At 42.9% G+C, this 17,863-nt stretch carries 17 protein-coding genes; all 17 read left to right on the forward strand.

Translation table 11 applies throughout. From position 1 onward, the window contains the following. Positions 1-5: 5 nt before the first annotated feature. Complete coding sequence (locus tag ACJHW7_RS21975) at positions 6-2,363, forward strand: VirB4 family type IV secretion system protein (protein ID WP_000548955.1); 2,358 nt, start codon at positions 6-8, stop codon at positions 2,361-2,363. Positions 2,364-2,394: 31 nt separating this feature from the next. Continuing rightward, positions 2,395-2,529, forward strand: a complete 135-nt coding sequence (locus ACJHW7_RS21980; protein WP_000701233.1) for a hypothetical protein — start codon at positions 2,395-2,397, stop codon at positions 2,527-2,529. Continuing rightward, complete coding sequence (locus ACJHW7_RS21985; protein ID WP_000432282.1) at positions 2,529-3,263, forward strand: virB8 family protein; 735 nt, start codon at positions 2,529-2,531, stop codon at positions 3,261-3,263. Before ACJHW7_RS21980 ends, ACJHW7_RS21985 begins: the two co-directional genes overlap by 1 nt. Positions 3,264-3,328: 65 nt before the next feature. Continuing rightward, the gene (locus tag ACJHW7_RS21990; RefSeq protein WP_000274524.1) at positions 3,329-4,030 is read left to right on the forward strand and encodes a TrbG/VirB9 family P-type conjugative transfer protein; all 702 of its coding nucleotides are present in this window, start codon (positions 3,329-3,331) and stop codon (positions 4,028-4,030) included. Continuing rightward, positions 4,020-5,159: a TrbI/VirB10 family protein gene (locus ACJHW7_RS21995; protein ID WP_000790640.1), complete on the forward strand. Its 1,140-nt coding sequence runs from the start codon at positions 4,020-4,022 to the stop codon at positions 5,157-5,159. Before ACJHW7_RS21990 ends, ACJHW7_RS21995 begins: the two co-directional genes overlap by 11 nt. An 18-nt stretch (positions 5,160-5,177) precedes the next feature. Continuing rightward, positions 5,178-6,233 (forward strand): P-type DNA transfer ATPase VirB11, encoded by a 1,056-nt coding sequence (gene virB11 / locus ACJHW7_RS22000; RefSeq protein ID WP_001059977.1) that lies wholly within the window; start codon positions 5,178-5,180, stop codon positions 6,231-6,233. Between the two features lie 15 nt (positions 6,234-6,248). Continuing rightward, on the forward strand, positions 6,249-8,207 hold the full coding sequence (locus ACJHW7_RS22005) for a type IV secretory system conjugative DNA transfer family protein (RefSeq protein WP_072652803.1): 1,959 nt from the start codon (positions 6,249-6,251) through the stop codon (positions 8,205-8,207). Between the two features lie 46 nt (positions 8,208-8,253). Then, a complete protein-coding gene (locus ACJHW7_RS22010; protein WP_001220543.1) occupies positions 8,254-8,790 on the forward strand; it encodes a sigma 54-interacting transcriptional regulator in 537 nt (178 codons plus the stop codon). Then, positions 8,783-10,426: a PilN family type IVB pilus formation outer membrane protein gene (locus ACJHW7_RS22015; RefSeq protein WP_063084537.1), complete on the forward strand. Its 1,644-nt coding sequence runs from the start codon at positions 8,783-8,785 to the stop codon at positions 10,424-10,426. The genes ACJHW7_RS22010 and ACJHW7_RS22015 overlap by 8 nt, the downstream gene beginning before the upstream one ends. Positions 10,427-10,476: 50 nt before the next feature. Further along, on the forward strand, positions 10,477-11,787 hold the full coding sequence (gene pilO2, locus ACJHW7_RS22020; protein WP_001454111.1) for a type 4b pilus protein PilO2: 1,311 nt from the start codon (positions 10,477-10,479) through the stop codon (positions 11,785-11,787). Next, entirely contained in the window at positions 11,771-12,265 is a 495-nt protein-coding gene (gene pilP / locus ACJHW7_RS22025; RefSeq protein WP_020245536.1) for a type IV pilus biogenesis protein PilP, read from the forward strand. Before pilO2 ends, pilP begins: the two co-directional genes overlap by 17 nt. A gap of 24 nt (positions 12,266-12,289) precedes the next feature. Then, entirely contained in the window at positions 12,290-13,828 is a 1,539-nt protein-coding gene (locus ACJHW7_RS22030; RefSeq protein ID WP_000466227.1) for a GspE/PulE family protein, read from the forward strand. Beyond that, positions 13,819-14,928: a type II secretion system F family protein gene (locus ACJHW7_RS22035; RefSeq protein ID WP_000974902.1), complete on the forward strand. Its 1,110-nt coding sequence runs from the start codon at positions 13,819-13,821 to the stop codon at positions 14,926-14,928. The genes ACJHW7_RS22030 and ACJHW7_RS22035 overlap by 10 nt, the downstream gene beginning before the upstream one ends. 44 nt (positions 14,929-14,972) lie before the next feature. Next, positions 14,973-15,530, forward strand: a complete 558-nt coding sequence (locus tag ACJHW7_RS22040; RefSeq protein WP_000095049.1) for a type 4 pilus major pilin — start codon at positions 14,973-14,975, stop codon at positions 15,528-15,530. Positions 15,531-15,596: 66 nt separating this feature from the next. Further along, positions 15,597-16,079 carry a lytic transglycosylase domain-containing protein gene (locus tag ACJHW7_RS22045; RefSeq protein WP_001258095.1) on the forward strand — a complete coding sequence of 161 codons (483 nt, stop codon included), beginning with the start codon at positions 15,597-15,599 and terminating at the stop codon, positions 16,077-16,079. A gap of 3 nt (positions 16,080-16,082) precedes the next feature. Further along, positions 16,083-16,718: an A24 family peptidase gene (locus ACJHW7_RS22050; RefSeq protein ID WP_000934978.1), complete on the forward strand. Its 636-nt coding sequence runs from the start codon at positions 16,083-16,085 to the stop codon at positions 16,716-16,718. 12 nt (positions 16,719-16,730) lie between these two features. After that, the coding region (gene pilV, locus ACJHW7_RS22055; protein ID WP_410233579.1) for a shufflon system plasmid conjugative transfer pilus tip adhesin PilV at positions 16,731-17,863 on the forward strand (1,133 nt) is incomplete at its 3' end.

Consider the following 17,863-nt stretch of genomic DNA (forward strand, 5'->3'; position numbering starts at 1 on the left):
CATATATGCACAAAATCAAATTAAAAAACAGTGACAATATGGATGTTGCTCGTGAATATCCCGATTATCGCTTCCATGTAACAGACAGTATTATCTTTACTTCTGACAGAAAAATGCTGGCTTCACTTGTTGTAGCAGGCATTCCATTTGAGACGGAGAACGATAATGTTCTTACAAATTTATTTAACAGCGTTAAAAACTTCCTGATTGGGTTAGGAAAGGAAGGCGACCTGTATTTATGGACTCATCTTATCAAGAAAAGAGCAACCATCAATGGAGAATGGAATTTTGACAATGATTTTTTAAGCAGGTTTTCAAAAAAATACCTTGCTCTGTTCACATCCAGCGCATTCTATAAATCAACATGGTATCTGACATTTGGGATTCCCTACGATGATGTTGATACCGGAATCGAGCGCATGAATGAAATGACACAACAGGCGCAAAAAGCACTTCTACCATTTAACGCTTCTTTATTATCCGTATACAATACTTATATTAGTGAGGTGGCAGACTATCTATCACTATTGCTAAATGCAGAACATAACATGATTCCTTTATCATCCACCCCCTTATCATCCAGTATTTGTGATTCTGAATGGTATTTTGGTGCTGATGTTCTTGAACTGCGTAACAACGAATCGGATAGTAAAAAATTCGCAACGAATTATATTTTGAAGGATTTCCCGATAGAAACAACCCCCGGACAATGGGATTTCCTTCTCAAACAACCCTATGAATTTATTCTTACTCAATCCTTTATTTTTGAGTCACCAACAAAAACCCTGAAGAATATCGATTCACAGTTAAACAAACTACAATCAGCTAATGATGCAGCCAAAATACAGCAGGAAGAACTCGAAGCTGGTAAAGAAGCGGTCGCAGCCGGAATTACGTTGTTTGGTTCACTACACTGCGCATTAACGGTATTCGGTGATACACCAGATCAGGCCAGAAGCAATGGTATAAAGCTCTCTGCTGAGTTTATTACTTCGGGTAAGGGATTCCGCTTCAGTCGCGCCTCACTCGCATCACCTTTTGTTTTTTTCAGTCATATGCCGCTGAATAAGAGGCGTCCACTGGATACCCGAAGAACAATTACCAACCTGGCCTGTCTGATGTCTTTTCACAATTATTCCTCCGGGAAAAAATCAGGCAATCCTATTGGTGATGGCTCCGCCATAATGCCTTTAAAAACGGATTCAGGCAGCGTTTACTGGTTCAATACACATTACAGCCCACCGGAAAAAAATGTTACCGGGCAAAAAATTGCCGGACACGCAATGTTTCTTGGCGCAACAGGCACAGGGAAAACAACATTTGAAGCAACAGCCAGCGGCTTTCTTCAACGCTTTGACCCTTTAATGTTTGTTGTGGATTACAACCGTTCTACCGAACTTTTTGTCCGCGCATACGGAGGGAGCTATTTCACATTGCAGGAAGGTATCTATACCGGCTGCAATCCGTGGCAACTGGCAGAAGGCCCGGAATCTCCCGTCTGGCACAGACTTCTCGCATTTCTGAAACGCTGGACACAGGTTCTGGCACGAGACAACCAGGGCAACCCCTGTTCTGATGAACATGGCATTGAATTAAACGCTGCCGTGGAAAGCATTATGCGAATGCCTGTCGAAGAACGCCGGACAGCCCTTCTTCTCGATATAGTCAGTCCTGAACTTCAGACGCGTCTCGCCAAATGGTGCGACAACGGCGAATATGCCTGGGCGGTGGATTCCCCCCGGAATACCTTCAATCCACTGCATCATAAAAAAGTGGGATTTGATACAACCGTTGTCCTGGACACAAAAAACGGTATTCATCCTGCCTGTGAACCTTTACTCGCGGTCCTGTTTTTCTACAAAGAAATCATGCAACGCGGCGGCAATCTGATGCTCTCCATTATTGAAGAGTTCTGGATGCCAGCAAACTTTCCCATGACACAAAGCATGATTAAAAGCGCACTGAAAGCGGGGCGCATGAAAGGTGAAATGATGTGGTTAACATCACAGTCCCCGGAAGACGCCATAAACTGCGCAATTTTTGCGGCGCTGGTACAACAAACCGCAACGAAAATTCTCCTGCCCAATCCCGATGCAAAATGGGAAGGATATAAAGAAATTGGGCTTACTGAAAAAGAGTTTGAAAAACTCAAAGAACTGACGAAGGAGTCAAGGACCATGCTCATCAAGCAATCTGGCTCTTCTGTTTTCGCCAAAATGGATTTGTTTGGATTCGATGAGTTTATCCCCGTGCTTTCTGGCTCTGAAACTGGCCTGTCTATTTTTGATGAGATTATTGCTGAAAAAGGAGATGTAGCTCCTGATATCTGGATACCAGAACTCCTGAAACGCCTGAACGGTTAATTTCTCTGTTTTATACAGAACGGAAAACAATATGAAAATCCCCCTCATAATTGCCTCCGCGCTATTAATTAGTGCATGTTCTCACACCCCCAATCCTGTGCAGAAAAAAGGGGGATGGTTTGAGTTAAACACAGCAATTGAACAGATCAAAGCAGGTGATTATTAATGGAAAACACAAACTATTATGAACATTCAAAAAAAGAAGCCTCCAAAAAGAAATTTGAAGAAAAGAACGAAAAAAAGGATTATTTCAAGGCCATACGTGACTTTGAGCGTAGTGAAATTGAAATCATAAAGAAAAAGGCAAAAACATTTACCATTCTCGCCATTGGTGAATTTGTTGTAATTTGCATTCTTGGTTTCGCAATAGCCTCCCTTGCTCCATTAAAAACCGCTGTACCGTTCCTTGTGCGAGTGGATAACAGCACTGGATATACTGATATTGCCCCTCAATTATCTGATGCTAAGGAAAGTTATCAGGATGTTGAGACTAAATATTTCCTGTCAAAATATCTCATTAACTATGAAGCATACGACTGGCAGACTATCCAGGAACAGGCCGATACAGTAAAAACAATGTCTTCCCAAAAGGTGTTTTCAGCTTATGACACCATGATTCGTGCTGATTCCTCACCACTGAACATTCTGAAAAACAACTACAAAATTAAGGTCCAGATTAATTCAGTAATCCTTCTAAGGAAGGATATGGCGCAGGTGCGTTTCAAAAAAATGGTACTGGATTTATCTGGTAAACCCGCCCCCGGATACAGAGCAACAGAGTGGATTTCGACGATTTCTTTTGACTGGGATAAAGATATCAAAACAGAAAAAGAGCGCCTTGTGAATCCGCTGGGACTGCAAGTTCTGAGCTACCAACCTGATCCAGAGGTTATAAAATGATGCTTAAACGCACTACTGCGATAGTTCTTTTGTCGATGCTACAAGTACCTGGTGCTTTAGCAGCTATGTACGGCACACCATCGGAACGAGACGGGCGTATTCAGACCGTAGATTATAACGAGCAGGATGTATTTAATGTGCGCGTAAAAGCAGGCGCACAAACAACAATTAAGTTCGGACAAGACGAAACAATAAAAGATGTCGGAATTGGTGATCCAGAAGCCTGGTCAGTATCGGTCAGGGACAACACTCTGTTTCTGCGTCCAAAAGCAGAAGAACCGGATACAAACGTTACCGTTCAGACCAATAAGCATATATATCCTCTTTACCTGATATCAACCACGAAACAACCCACGTATATTCTGCGTTTTAATTATCCGAAACCACCGTCAGCTACCGTAATGACTGAAAAGCCATTTCCATGCACTGATGGTGGAATAATTAATGGTCATTATCAACTCAAGGGGGACAAATCAATTTTCCCTTATCAGGTATGGGATAATGGCGAATTTACATGCATGAGATGGACTAATAAACAGGAAATTCCGGTCCTTTATCGTGTTGATGCCGATGGAAATGAACATCTGGTTAACGGAGACAGAAATAAAAACACAATGGTTTACTATGACGTGGCTGAAAATCTCCGTTTGCGCCTGGGTGATCAGGTTGCAGATATCAGAACATCATCAATCGTTAATCGTCCGTGGAATAAAAAAGGTACGTCAAACGGAAAAACACGAGTAGAGAAGTTCAGCTATGAAAAATAAAGATGATGAAAAAAATAATGACGCGGGAAATCGCGGAATTATCGAAGTAAAAGGTAAAGCAGCACCAAAAAAAATATTAATCCTCATCATATTACTGATTGCCGCGTTATTTGTGATCATTATCTTGTTTAAAGTTCTTTCACGAGAACAGGTCGTTCAGCAAACACCTCTTGAGAAGTCTGACGAGACACTGGTCACAAATACCAACAATGGCGTTTCACTGACAACAATGATGAAAAACATCGAAGAAAAGGAAAAACTCGATGCCGCTAACCGCAGGAAAGCACAGGAGGAGCAAGAACAGAAACAGGCAGACAATGCCCCGTCAGCGCCAGCATCACAAAAGGCCGATCAAACAGCCGTCAATGTGATAGCCAACGGCAGTCCCCAAACCGCCAGTGGAGATCCAAACCAACCACAACCATTGCCAAAATCCGTCCGACAACTGATGGGCGACACAATGGTGAAGATCGACAATCAGGAACCAGGCGAAAAAAACCAGGAAAGAGATGATTTACAGGGCAGTCAGTACGCAGACGGAAAGGTATCCCCTGTGCTGAACCGCCGATATCTGTTATCTGCGGGAACAGCATTATCCTGTGTGCTCAAAACGAAAATCGTAACCTCTTATCCCGGTATCACAATGTGTCAGTTAACACGAGACGTCTGGTCGGATAACGGCGAAGTGCTTCTTGCCCGTAAAGGAGCATTACTGATCGGGGAGCAGAATAAAGTCATGACACAGGGAGTAGCCCGTGTGTTCGTTAACTGGACAACGCTCAAAGATGAAAATGTCAATGTGCGCATTGGCGCACTTGGCACTGACAGTCTGGGCGCTTCCGGCCTTCCTGCATGGGTCGATAATCATTTTGGTCAGCGTTTTGGTGGTGCATTGCTGCTGTCATTACTTGGTGATGGTTTAGATATTCTGAAAAACAGCACGCAACAAACAGGCTCAAACAGCAATATCACCTACGAAAACACATCTGACGCAACAAAAGAAATGGCAAAAACAACGCTGGACAATACGATAAATATTCCCCCCACGGCATATATTAATCAGGGGACTGTATTGTCTGTTATTGTTCCGCGAAATATCGACTTTTCATCCGTATATGAACTTCAGTAATTCAGTAAAGCAATTGATATGAATAACATCAGAGATACCAGTAATACATCACAACCACGAGATAACAGTAAAACCGCAAGACGATATCTGGATATGACGGGTATCCAGTCTGTTCTTAATATTGAACATGTCACAGAAATATCTGTGAATAAACCAGGAACAATATGGTTTGAAGGGAAAAATGGCTGGGAATCTAAAGATGCGCCAGACGCGACTTTTGATAATTTAATGACACTTGCCAAAACTCTGACGAACTTATCAAAGATAAAAATACCACTTAGCCATGATAATCCCATTGCATCGGTAGTTCTTCCCGGTGGGGAACGTGGACAAATCATCATTCCACCTGCAACAGAAAATAACAGCGTTGTGATATCTATCCGTAAGCCATCATTAACGCGCTTCACTATAGATGATTATGTCCGAACAGGGCGTTTTGATAATGTCAGGATTGCGACGAAACACGAAGCCATCCTGACTGAACGGCAACGCTACCTGTATGAATTATCCCGGCGTCCAGATGGTCAATCTAAAGCTCAATTTTTAAGAGAGGCAGTTAAAGACCGTCTTAATTTTTTAATCGTAGGTGGGACTGGCTCCGGTAAGACAACTATAGCAAAGGCAATTGCAGATATCTTTCCACCTGAACGGCGTTATATAACCGTTGAAGATGTACCGGAAATGTCTCTGCCGCTGCATCCAAACCACATCCGGCTTTTCTACAAAAAAAATACCGTTGAAGCGAAGGAAATCATTGAAGCGTGTATGCGATTAAAGCCAGATCACATCTTTCTTGCTGAACTTAGGGGTAACGAAGCATGGAGTTATCTGGAGGCGCTTAATACAGGGCATGAAGGCTCAATCAGTACCATTCATGCTAATAATACTTATGCCTCATTTTCACGACTGGCAAGTATTGTAAAACAATCTGATGTTGGTATGACTGTTGATATGGACCTCATCATGCGCACGATAAAAACATCAATTGATGTCATTCTTTTTTTCAACCATACCAGAATGACTGAACTGTATTACGAACCCGAAGAAAAAAATCGCTTTTTGAGCACAATGTAAATTCTGGAGATAACTATGGATGCAAAAAAAACGGGGGGGTTAATTCTCTTCCTGTTACTGCTTCTTGTGGGTGTGCTTATAGCCTCAAACTATCTCGGTGGATACACAGCATTAAGATATTCATCCGTTGATATGTCTTTGCTCAAGTGGGATACATTCCATTCTGTAATCTCAACATTTTCTGGCAACCCACAATATAAAAAACTCGTTTTTATGGCATGGTTTGGATTCAGCGTTCCATTAATATTCTTTGCCATATTCATGTTAATTGTCGTGATTGGGATTATGCCTAAAAAAGTCATCTACGGTGACGCCCGGCTCGCAACTGATATGGACCTGAGTAAATCAGGTTTTTTCCCGGATAAAAAATCACCTTACAAACATCCACCAATACTCATCGGTAAAATGTTCAAGGGGAGATACAAAAAACAATTTATTTATTTCGCCGGACAACAATTTTTAATTCTTTATGCCCCGACACGTTCTGGTAAAGGGGTGGGGATTGTTATCCCCAACTGCGTAAACTATCCAGGAAGTATGGTCATACTGGATATCAAACTTGAAAACTGGTTTTTATCAGCCGGATTCAGGCAAAAAGAATTAGGGCAAAAATGCTTTCTCTTTGCGCCCGCCGGATACGCGGAAACTATCGACCAGGCCATTAAAGGACAGATACGCTCTCACCGCTGGAATCCTCTGGATTGCGTCAGTCGCAGTGATTTACTTCGTGAAACGGACCTGGCAAAAATTGCCGCAATCCTTATCCCGGCAAGTGATGATCCTATATGGTCTGATTCTGCACGCAACCTTTTTGTCGGGTTAGGGCTTTACCTGCTGGACAAGGAGCGTTTTCACCTGGACCAGAAAGCCAAAGGTCATAATGCACCGGACGTCCTTGTTTCCATCAGCGCCATACTGAAAACGTCGATTCCCGATAATGGAAAAGATCTCGCCGCATGGATGGGACAGGAAGTTGAAAATCGTAGCTGGATTAGCGATAAAACAAAATCATTCTTCTTTGAGTTCATGTCAGCACCAGATCGCACAAGGGGAAGTATAAAAACGAACTTTTCATCACCACTGAATATATTCAGCAACCCTGTTACTGCTGAAGCGACGAATTTCAGTGATTTTGATATCCGGGATATTCGTAAAAAACCCATGTCAATTTATCTTGGTCTGACACCGGATGCCTTAATCACTCATGAGAAAATTGTAAACCTTTTCTTCTCATTACTGGTTAATGAAAACTGTCGTGAACTGCCGGAACACAACCCGGACCTGAAATACCAGTGTCTTATTCTCCTGGATGAATTTACATCAATGGGTAAATCGGAGGTCATTGAACGCGCTGTTGGTTTTACAGCAGGTTATAACCTTCGCTTTATGTTCATTCTTCAGAATGAAGGACAAGGGCAAAAAAGCGATATGTACGGTCAGGAAGGATGGACCACATTCACTGAAAACAGTGCTGTTGTGATTTACTATCCGCCGAAATCAAAAAATGCTCTGGCTAAAAAGATTTCAGAAGAGATTGGGGTGCGTGATATGAAAATATCCAAACGCTCAATATCCAGTGGTGGTGGTAAGGGAGGAAGTTCACGTACACGGAATGATGATGTAATAGAGCGCCCGGTTCTTCTTCCTGAAGAAATTGTGTCTCTCCGGGATAAGAAGAATAAAGCCAGAAATATTGCAATCCGTGAAATTATAACCAGTGAATTTAGCCGACCATTTATTGCCAACAAAATAATCTGGTTTGAAGAACCAGAGTTTAAACGCCGCGTGGATATCGCCCGTAACAATCATGTTGACATTCCAAACCTGTTTACACAAGAAGTCATGGATGAAATAGCAAAAATTGCAGAAATTTATCTCCCTAAAGCTGGAGGAAAAAAAGTCATGGTTGCCGGAGGCAATGTGATTACTAATCCAGACCTTGATAATCACGATAAAACAGACGTATCTGAATAATCCTCGCAATAAAGATACTATTGATTAGCAAAGACAGGATTCTATTATGAGAATAAAACACTCGAATATGATAAATATGAATATGAATATGAATATGAATATGATGAAAGAAGCCATTGATGTTTTGATAAACTCTGAAAAACATATTCTGATTATAGGCGAAACTGGAACTGGAAAATCAACACTTTTAGCAGAATTGCTAATCAATGACACTGACGTTAAATATTTTGATTTCTGTGATATTTATAAACGCCATGAACACCTTCCCCTTCTAAAACACCATTATCTTTGCGATGAAAATTTTGATTATTTTGACTTTTTATCTGCACCTGAAAAAACGTTGGTTCTTAATAGTGTAGCCATCGGTAACAACTTACGGGAATCAAAAGTTGTTCAGTTTATTGTTCGATTTATTAAAACAGCCAGGAAACGTGGCAAACGTCTTATTGTTGTCACGACTCCTTCAGATGGCGGCGTACAGATACAAAATCTTTTCGACACAGTTATATCGTTAACCCGCTCTCACGATGAAATAGGATGCACAGTTATCATTCCAGTACCGGAGTTAATTAAATATGAATAAAAAATTGCTTTGTTTATTAATATCCTCTTTTTTATTATCAGGCTGTGCAAACTTCAAAAAAATCAATGCTAATGAACTTGCAGCCGAAAGAGACGCACAAAAAGCGACTGAATACGCGAAAAAAATTCGTAATAACCCGGTTATCCAGGACTCAACAAAACAATGGATTAATACAACGCCAATTATTGAAAAGCAGGTAAAGCAATCAGCGCCGCCCTGCCCGATTGTGATTAATACTCGTTCAGATATTGAGCTACGCCAGATCGCACAACGCATCACACAAACCTGTCATATCCCGGTACGAATCAGCGCCGATGTCTGGACCTATCTGAACGGTACAGGCACTGGCTCAACACAACAAATGACAGGCTCAATTCCAGCACCTGATGCAAATGGAATGGTTCCTCTGGCGTCAGTAGGCAGTCAGCCAGTAAAAGTCTCTTCTGGCGGTACATCACTCCCTGAGCTGAATATCTCCGGGCTTCCTGCCCTACTGCAAACCGTATCTTCACGGCTGGGAATATCCTGGAAATACGATAAAGGTCGTATCACATTCTTCTATCTGGAAACGCGCTCATTCCCGATTACATATATGGACAGCAATGTGGCATACAACTCAAAAGTTGTGAGCGGCACAATGTCTTCCAGTGGCAGTACCGGCTCTACAAGTTCTGGCGGTATGACTGGCGACGCATCAAATACGCAAACTACAACCGTGGAAATGAAATCATCGCTGTACAACGACCTGAAAAGCGAAGTTTCCTCAATGCTGACACCAGGTACAGGGCGCATGTATCTGTCCACAGGTTCACTGACAGTAACAGATACCCCGGATGTACTGGACAGCGTTCAGGAGATTGTGAACAAGCGCAATAATGAAATGAGTCGTCAGGTTGTGCTGAACGTTGAAATCCTGAGTATCAAGAAATCAAGCCAGGAACAGGCGGGAATCGACTGGAACGCAGTATTTAATGATGGTCATCTTGGTCTGAGTCTTGGTGGCTCATTTGGTGATGCCGCCGGGAATGTTATTACCAGTGGTGTATCCATCGTGGACGGTAAGCTGGCTGGCTCAAAAGCATTTCTGAAAGCCCTGTCGTCACAAGGCAGCGTCAGTGTCGTAACGCAAAACTCCGCTGTGACTAAAAACCTGACGCCTGTCCCTATGCAAATTGCCAATCAGCAGGGCTTCATTGAAAGTGTCACAACCGATTCCACCGCCAATGTGGGATCATCCACGTCACTGAATGCGGCAACAATAACGACCGGATTCAATATGACTCTGCTTCCATACATTCAGCCGGATTCACAAAACCTGCAATTGCTGTTCTCAATGAGTCTGTCTGACAAACCTACTTTTGAGGTGTTCGAAAGTGGCGGCAGTAAAGCACAAACACCGAATGTGGATTTGAAAACAATTAATCAGACTATTGACCTGAAATCAGGCCAGACAGTTATTCTGAGTGGATTCCAGCAATCAAACCGGAAAACCAGTAAGCAAGGTGTAATAACCCCCTCCTTCTTTGGACTTGGGGGTGGCATTAACAGCGAAGACGGCGACACGATTCTGGTCGTTTTGATTACACCAAATGTGCTTAATTCCGGCTCCAGTGCAGTAATAAAAAATGTGAACTAATTAACTGAAAACTCCCTGAAAAAACACAGGGAGTTTTTTTGGAGGTCACTTTGTCTGAGAATAATCAGAATAACCGGAATTTCACTTCGGTTATTAAAAACAAGCGTGCTTTTTTCTCCGGTCTGGACTGGAAAACGCTTCCTTCAGAAGAAAAGAATGCGCGTACATTCGCAAGAAAAAACGACGCTGAATATTTTCTCTCCTGTCAGTATCAGGATTCAGAAAATGAAACCAAAACGATGGTGGCATTTATCAGAAAAGAGGATCTTCCCACAGGGGCGTCCTCATTCTGGTCACTGGCACTGATGATAAAACCCCTCATCGAACCTGACGGATACGCTATCTGCGAACTCGGTGATCTTTATGGCTTTGTTTCCTGCGTCAATAACGTTCTCGTCAACGATGTTGTAGGTAACAAAAGTCAGATCATGAGTGCTCTGACAACATTTCTTGAGTTTAATGAAACACCAGAACCCGGCTGGAAACTATACCAGCCTGAATCATGGGATATCAGCCAGGCACTCCCCTCACTCACTCTGTCTGCGTTGATTGACGTAAAAAAACCGCCGAAAGAGGCGGCGTTTACTCGCGTATCCCGAAAACGTCAGTTCATGATTTATGGCGGAAGTGCCATTCTGGCCATACTGCTCTGGAACGGGATCACCATGTACCAGGAATACCGGGAAAAAGAAGCTGCGGCAGAAGCTGCACGTCTTCGTCTGGCAAAAGAAATGGCAGACAAACAGGCAATACAGATTGCCCCACCGTGGCAACATTTACCTGAAATAAAACCATTTATTGATAAATGCATTGATAAATGGGATGCACTGCCCTTATCGATCGCCGGATGGCGTTTTGACCTTGCTGAATGCAGCACATCCGGTAATGACGGGCTGTTACGCACATCATATAAGGAACTGAGCGGCGTTACGGTCGAGGACTTCAGCACACGGATACGAGAAATATTCCAGGGGACAACCACAGCAACTTTTGTATTGCCAGAAGGCAGCGCCGGGGGATTTTCTCTTCCTGTCAGTTTTGACGTTTCACCTGATCCAATTACCCCGGACACATTGCCACAGGCAACAGATATTCAGGAACGCCTGACAACATTTGCACAAAAAATGAGGTTAAAACTCACCTGGCAGGAAATTGAAAACACAAAAACAGATGAAGAAGGCCGTCCAATAATTCTCCCGTGGAACGAGTATGAATTAATGATTCAGACCAGCACCCCGCCTTCAATACTTTTCGCTAACTTTCATGAACCTGCCGTTCGCTTCCAGTATGCAGGAATAAAACTGGAAGAAGGAAGACTGAATTATGAGATTAAAGGTGCATTCTATGTTAAAAATAATTAAACCAGCAATTATTTCTGTCTGTTTTTTCAGTTCACTTGCTTACGCAACAGAATCTGAAAGCACGCCAAAAGACGAAATAAAATATTCATCTCCGACCATTTTACAGGTAGAGCAGATTCAGGCTGAAACGGTAATTTACGAAGCAAAGCTGGCGCGTCAGAAGGCTGTCAGTGAATTGCGTAATCTTGATTTGAATGGTGTAGCGTCCGCAACGCCAGCAATAACACCCTCTTCCGGGTATTCTTCTCTTGCAGATACCGATATACCAGCGCAACGTGTAGCCGCTAAATCACTTCGTGTTATTGAAATATTTGGTACACCACAACAAATGTCAGCACGAATTTCTCTCCTGGACGGGTCAGTAACTGATGTCAAGGTCGGGCAAAGTATTCCTGGTACTTCTTATAAGGTGGCATCAATCACTGGTAATGGCGTCTGGATTCAGAATGGTACAGAGAAACGCCAGCTTATTCTTTAATGCTATTGAAAGAGACGACACATAATGTTTTTTTCTGACGCAGACTATCCCGGAAAAGATATTTCTGATGTTGTATACGTCAGTATATCTGAAAAAGACGATAAACCTGTTCAGGTTTATATCGCTGATAACAGTAAAGGACAGCGTGCTGTTCAGGCTTATATTGGCACTCTGAATGTTAAATATCCCGGACAGGTAAATATAACCTCGACAACTCTTGATGTTATCGCATCCCGCTACCAGGACAGCGAAAAAAGGTCTGATTCAAACTCATCACAACACTTAAACAGCAACCAGGAAAAGGTCATTAGCTACCTGGCGAAAGCAAACAAACTGGGAAGTTCCGATTTGCACATCACACCTGGTCGGGACGGCTCCGAGTTCACTTATGTCGAAGCACGCGTGCATGGGGAACTGGAAATTCTGGATGTCATCCCGCGTAAAGAAGGGCTGGAATTGCTGGGTGCTGCCTATTCTGGAATGAGTGATGTTATCAAAGGTACGCAGTTTGACCCTGCAATACCACAGGATGCACGTATCGCAGAGAATTTTCTGAAGCCTGTAAATCTTTTTGGGGCGCGCTATTCGCATTATCCGTGCGTGGGTGGTGTGTACGCGGTCTTCCGCCTGATTAAAGATGACAGCGAGGATATTCCCACTTTCGAAGAACTTGGCTACATGCCGCAACAAATCCAGACAATCAGGCGAATGTTACAACGCCCGGAAGGAATTATCGTTTTATCCGGCCCTACAGGGTCCGGTAAGTCAACGACTCTGAGAACGGCTTCAGAAGCCTATCTGAGCACGTTTGGTTTCAACCATAACGATAATATGCGTCTCCCCCGAAAACGCCTTTTCACCATTGAATCACCGCCGGAGGGCCGTATTCCCGGCGCAATACAGACGGCAGTCAGGGATTCCGTCGATGGCTGGGTTGACGCGATTAAATCCGCTATGCGACTTGATCCAGACGCGATACTGAACGGCGAAATTCGTGATCACGCATCGGCATTAGCAGCAATCAAAGCCTCGATGACAGGCCACCTTCTGTTGACGACCTTACACGCCAACGATGCCCTGAATATTATTGAGCGCCTTGAAATGGAGAATATTCAGGCCAGGCTGATTGCAGATCCTCTTCTGTTTATCGGTCTGCTGAGTCAACGGCTGGTACAAAAACTCTGTCCTTACTGTAAGCGCACTTATGCTGAAATGGCAGACAAACTGAGTACAGAAGAACGGAAACTCATTGAGGAAAATTGCCTGCCGGAACAGGTCCGGTTGCGCAATCTTGACGGTTGCGAGCACTGTTATAAAGGCGTAACGGGAAGGACGGTTATAGCAGAAGTCGTCTCACCCGACGCACGTTTTTTTCAGTTATATCGTCAGTCCGGGCGTCTGGAAGCAAAATCATACTGGCACTATGAACTTGGAGGAATTACCCGTAATCAGCACTTATTACACCTGATTAATCATGGCCTGGTAGATCCGCTGTCCGCACACTTCATATCCCCCATTGACGAAGATAAATACTCAATGCTCCCGGAGGGGACATGGCGATAAAAGATATATTTGAGAAACTCAATTCGATAGAAATTGATTTCTCTGGAATATCCCACTGGCTGGCAAAATACACATTCAGGTATTCCAGAATAAGTTTATATGAAGATTTATCTGGAATGTTAAATGATGGCATAAATGTAAAGCGTGCTCTTACACACCTGATTGATGTAGAAACAGACTACGGGAAGAAAACGGGGTCTTCTGCAACCTACTATATTTGTTGTGAGTGCCTTAATGCACTGAATAACACAGGGGCAATATCTTCAGCATTAAAAAAATATATAAAGGAGGATGAATATCAATTAATATCCAGCGGTGAAATTCGCGGCGACCTTGCCGGGGGATTAGTTCAGGCCATAAAAATTGTCAGAAGTCGTTCTGAAATGACAATGACTCTTGTTATGTCGATGATTTATCCATCCGTACTGGTTTTTGGTTGTCTGGCAAACATGTATATGGTCCACGATACCATAACACCTGTTTTCCTTTCTCTCGCACCGAAAGAACGCTGGACAAGTTCTATGCGATTACTGACAGATACGTCTGGTTTCCTGATAGAAAACGGAACGTATATTCTCTGCTTCTGCATCGTACTGTTTTTCCTGATCAGATATTCGCTTGCACGTTATACAGGACCGGGCCGTCAGTATCTTGATTACATTCCCCCCTGGTCACTTTATAAAACATTTAATGGTGTAAGTTTTCTCTTCAACATGGCCTCCATGTTAAGTATTGATATTCCCGTTGCAAAAGCACTGGAAAGGCTGGAGAAAAACAGCACTCAAAACAGATGGCTACTCGAACGAATAAAAGAAATCAGGAGATATGTTTTACTTGGACAGTCACTTGCAATGGCAATGAAAAGTTGCGGTTATGACTTCCCATCGAAATTATGCATTAACAAACTATTACTTCATTCTGAAAATGCTGACAATGCATTGATGATGTCTAACTATGCTGATAAATGGCTGGAGGAAGCAAAAGGAAAAGTCAAATCAACAGGAATCTGGATAACTGTAGTATCCGCATTAATTGTTTTCGCATTTATTGTAATGATGATTACTGCTCTCTACGATGTCAGTAACGTCCTGCAACACTAATCCCTAATATTTTTAACCTCTCAATAAATAAGGAATTATTTATTATGTCTTCTATTAATATTTTAAATATGCGTTCTGTTTTTTCTTCTCTTTCTGCACGCCGTAAAAAAGAACAGGACAAAGGGGCAACACTGATGGAAGTGTTATTGGTTGTTGGTGTTATTGTTGTACTTGCAGCAAGTGCATATAAACTCTATTCAATGGTGCAATCCAACATTCAATCATCCAATGAACAAAACAATGTCCTGACAGTAATTGCCAACATGAAATCACTGAAATTCCAGGGGCGTTATACTGACAGTAACTATATTAAGACTCTCTACGCGCAAGGATTACTGCCATCCGATATGATCGCAGATACAACTGGCGCAAGCGCGAAAAACCCGTGGGGCGGCTCCGTTACAATCACAACCTCTTCGGATAAATACTCCTTCAATGTTGTTGAGGCCAGCGTACCGAAGAAAAACTGCATGGCAATGGTAAACGCCCTGCGTTCTTCCAGCGCAATCTCCAAGATTAACAACACTTCCACATCAACTGTCGATGCGGCAACTGTTTGCTCATCTGACAGCAATACGCTGACCTTCAGCACTGATTCCTGATTTTTCATGTGCATCGGATAAGCGCCTTCGGGCGCTTATTTTTTCCATGTTTACAGGAGGAGTATTGTGCGTTCTGTTCTTTATATCCTGCTATCATGTATTTCATCATTAATCTTTTCATTGCAACCCGCATATTCAGCGACAACGACCCGATTTGATGCCTGCTTTGCACAAGCCGGGCAACGTTATCTGATTGATCCCCTGCTTCTGAAAAGCATTGCCACTGTAGAAAGTTCACTCATACCAGACCGGATAAATCACAACAAAGAAAAAGGAAAAATATTAAGCACCGATTACGGACTGATGCAAATTAATTCATCACACATCCCCAACCTGAAAAAACTTGGCGTAATAAAAGACAAATCAGAGCTTATTGATAACCCCTGTCTCAATATACAAATTGGCGCGTGGATTCTGGCAACACATTTTCAGAAATGTGGCATAAACTGGAGTTGTCTTGGCAGTTATAACGCTGGTTTCAAAGAAAGTAACGAACAGAAAAGAATCAAATACGCACGCTATGTCTACAATAAATACATGGTAAGGTAACTTATGCTAAACAGCATATTTAATACGGCGATACTTTGCTGTGCAAATATCGTCTGTCAATGCTACGCCTACAATGAAGTAAAATTCCGTTTAAATAAACTTAATGTATCTTATAAAACCGGCACAGAGAAATATTACTGTCTGATACTGACAACGCTTGCCGTTCTGTATCTTTCATTAAACCAGCTATCACTGATTCAATCTATAATAGTGATTGTTTTCTATGCTTTCCTTACATTAATGGCTTGTATAGACCTTCTTTCATTTCTACTACCACGCCTTTATACCGTGACATTTATCTTCTCTGGCCTGTTATATCAGACATGGAATAACAATATATTGTCTGGTTTGTTTTGTGCAATGCTGATGTTCTTCATTATGCTGTTTGTAAGACTTTACTTTGCATATAAAAACGGAACGGAAAGTTTCGGCATGGGAGATGTGCTACTTATTGCAGGAACTGGCGTATGGTTTCCAACGCCTGAGATTGCCTGTTCAATTGTATTTATTGCCGTTATCGGCGGAATTATTTTCTTCACTCTTGGCGGATTAAACAAGCAAAAAAAATATATTCCATTTGGTCCGTTCCTTTGTGGCGGAATGTTTGTTTACTCACTCGTACCGGGAATATTATTCTGAGGATTAAGAGCAATGAAAAAGACAGATAAAGGTGTATCTCTCCTTGAGGTATTACTTGTCATCGGCATAATGGTGATGGTTATCCCTAAAGTTTATGAAAACATTGAAAACCATCTGAATAATGTTCGCTGGCAGAATGCAGCAGAACACGCAAATACCTATAACACCGCTGTTCGTAATTATGTTGCTGACAATGCATCAACACTACTTGCTGGCTCTTTACCCAAAACAATCACGCCAGCAACACTCATTCAGAAAGGCTATCTGAAATCTGGTTTTTCTGAATCCAATTTTGGACAAAGCTACATTACCGGTATTGCAAAGAACAGCAAAACATCCCGTCTGGAAGCCCTGACCTGTAGTAATGGCGGTCAGTCCCTGTCAGAAGCCGGAATGCGCTCGGTAGCAAGCATGATTGAAGGGCTTGGCGGCTACATCAACAGCAGCAAGCAGGCGATTGGCGCGGGTGGCGGCTGGTCTGACACGCCTTCAAATTACGGGCTGAACTGCGCGACCGGGCATATTGCAATGGCACTTGTTGGCGCTGATTTGCAGGAAAGCGACCGTTTATATCGTTACTCCATAACCAATCGTCCCGACCTTAACAGGATGCATACGGCGATTGATATGAACAGCAACAATCTGAACAACGTCGGCACTTTAAACGGCAACGCCGCCGCGCTCTCCGGCGATATCAGCGCACGTAACGGTACGTTCTCTGGCGCAATTTCAGGAAATACAGCCACAACCAACGGCGATATCACTTCGAATAATGGCTGGCTGGTCACAAAAAACAGCAAAGGCTGGATGAACAGTACCTATGGTGGCGGCTGGTATATGTCCGATTCGTCCTGGTTGCGCAGCGTGAATAATAAAGGGATTTATACTGGCGGCCAGGTAAAAGGTGGAACTGTACGCGCTGATGGACGCCTCTATACAGGCGAGTATTTACAGCTTGAAAAAACAGCAACGGCTGGCACTTCCTGCTCCCCTAACGGGCTTGTAGGCCGCGACAGTACAGGGGCGATACTTTCGTGCCAATCCGGTGTGTGGAAGGGTAACAAAGAAAAGGAACATTTCACTGTTTACGGAACGAGTGGATGTGGACATACAGTGTCCTATGCAGTGTGTCCGAGTGGTAGTAC

Origin of the sequence: Escherichia sp. WS1152 (assembly GCF_046487665.1) — a bacterium.
Lineage (GTDB): Bacteria > Pseudomonadota > Gammaproteobacteria > Enterobacterales > Enterobacteriaceae > Escherichia > Escherichia coli.

What these genes read in the sequence shown, in the direction of transcription:
- ACJHW7_RS21990 (WP_000274524.1), top strand. Translation starts at nt 3,329, where the DNA reads ATGTACGGCACACCATCGGAACGAGACGGGCGTATTCAGACCGTAGAT.
- ACJHW7_RS22030 (WP_000466227.1), top strand. Translation starts at nt 12,290, where the DNA reads ATGTTTTTTTCTGACGCAGACTATCCCGGAAAAGATATTTCTGATGTT.
- pilP (WP_020245536.1), top strand. Translation starts at nt 11,771, where the DNA reads ATGTTAAAAATAATTAAACCAGCAATTATTTCTGTCTGTTTTTTCAGT.
- ACJHW7_RS22050 (WP_000934978.1), top strand. Translation starts at nt 16,083, where the DNA reads ATGCTAAACAGCATATTTAATACGGCGATACTTTGCTGTGCAAATATC.
- ACJHW7_RS22005 (WP_072652803.1), top strand. Translation starts at nt 6,249, where the DNA reads ATGGATGCAAAAAAAACGGGGGGGTTAATTCTCTTCCTGTTACTGCTT.
- virB11 (WP_001059977.1), top strand. Translation starts at nt 5,178, where the DNA reads ATGAATAACATCAGAGATACCAGTAATACATCACAACCACGAGATAAC.
- ACJHW7_RS22040 (WP_000095049.1), top strand. Translation starts at nt 14,973, where the DNA reads ATGTCTTCTATTAATATTTTAAATATGCGTTCTGTTTTTTCTTCTCTT.
- ACJHW7_RS21980 (WP_000701233.1), top strand. Translation starts at nt 2,395, where the DNA reads ATGAAAATCCCCCTCATAATTGCCTCCGCGCTATTAATTAGTGCATGT.
- ACJHW7_RS22035 (WP_000974902.1), top strand. Translation starts at nt 13,819, where the DNA reads ATGGCGATAAAAGATATATTTGAGAAACTCAATTCGATAGAAATTGAT.
- ACJHW7_RS21995 (WP_000790640.1), top strand. Translation starts at nt 4,020, where the DNA reads ATGAAAAATAAAGATGATGAAAAAAATAATGACGCGGGAAATCGCGGA.
- ACJHW7_RS22015 (WP_063084537.1), top strand. Translation starts at nt 8,783, where the DNA reads ATGAATAAAAAATTGCTTTGTTTATTAATATCCTCTTTTTTATTATCA.
- ACJHW7_RS21985 (WP_000432282.1), top strand. Translation starts at nt 2,529, where the DNA reads ATGGAAAACACAAACTATTATGAACATTCAAAAAAAGAAGCCTCCAAA.
- ACJHW7_RS21975 (WP_000548955.1), top strand. Translation starts at nt 6, where the DNA reads ATGCACAAAATCAAATTAAAAAACAGTGACAATATGGATGTTGCTCGT.
- ACJHW7_RS22010 (WP_001220543.1), top strand. Translation starts at nt 8,254, where the DNA reads ATGAGAATAAAACACTCGAATATGATAAATATGAATATGAATATGAAT.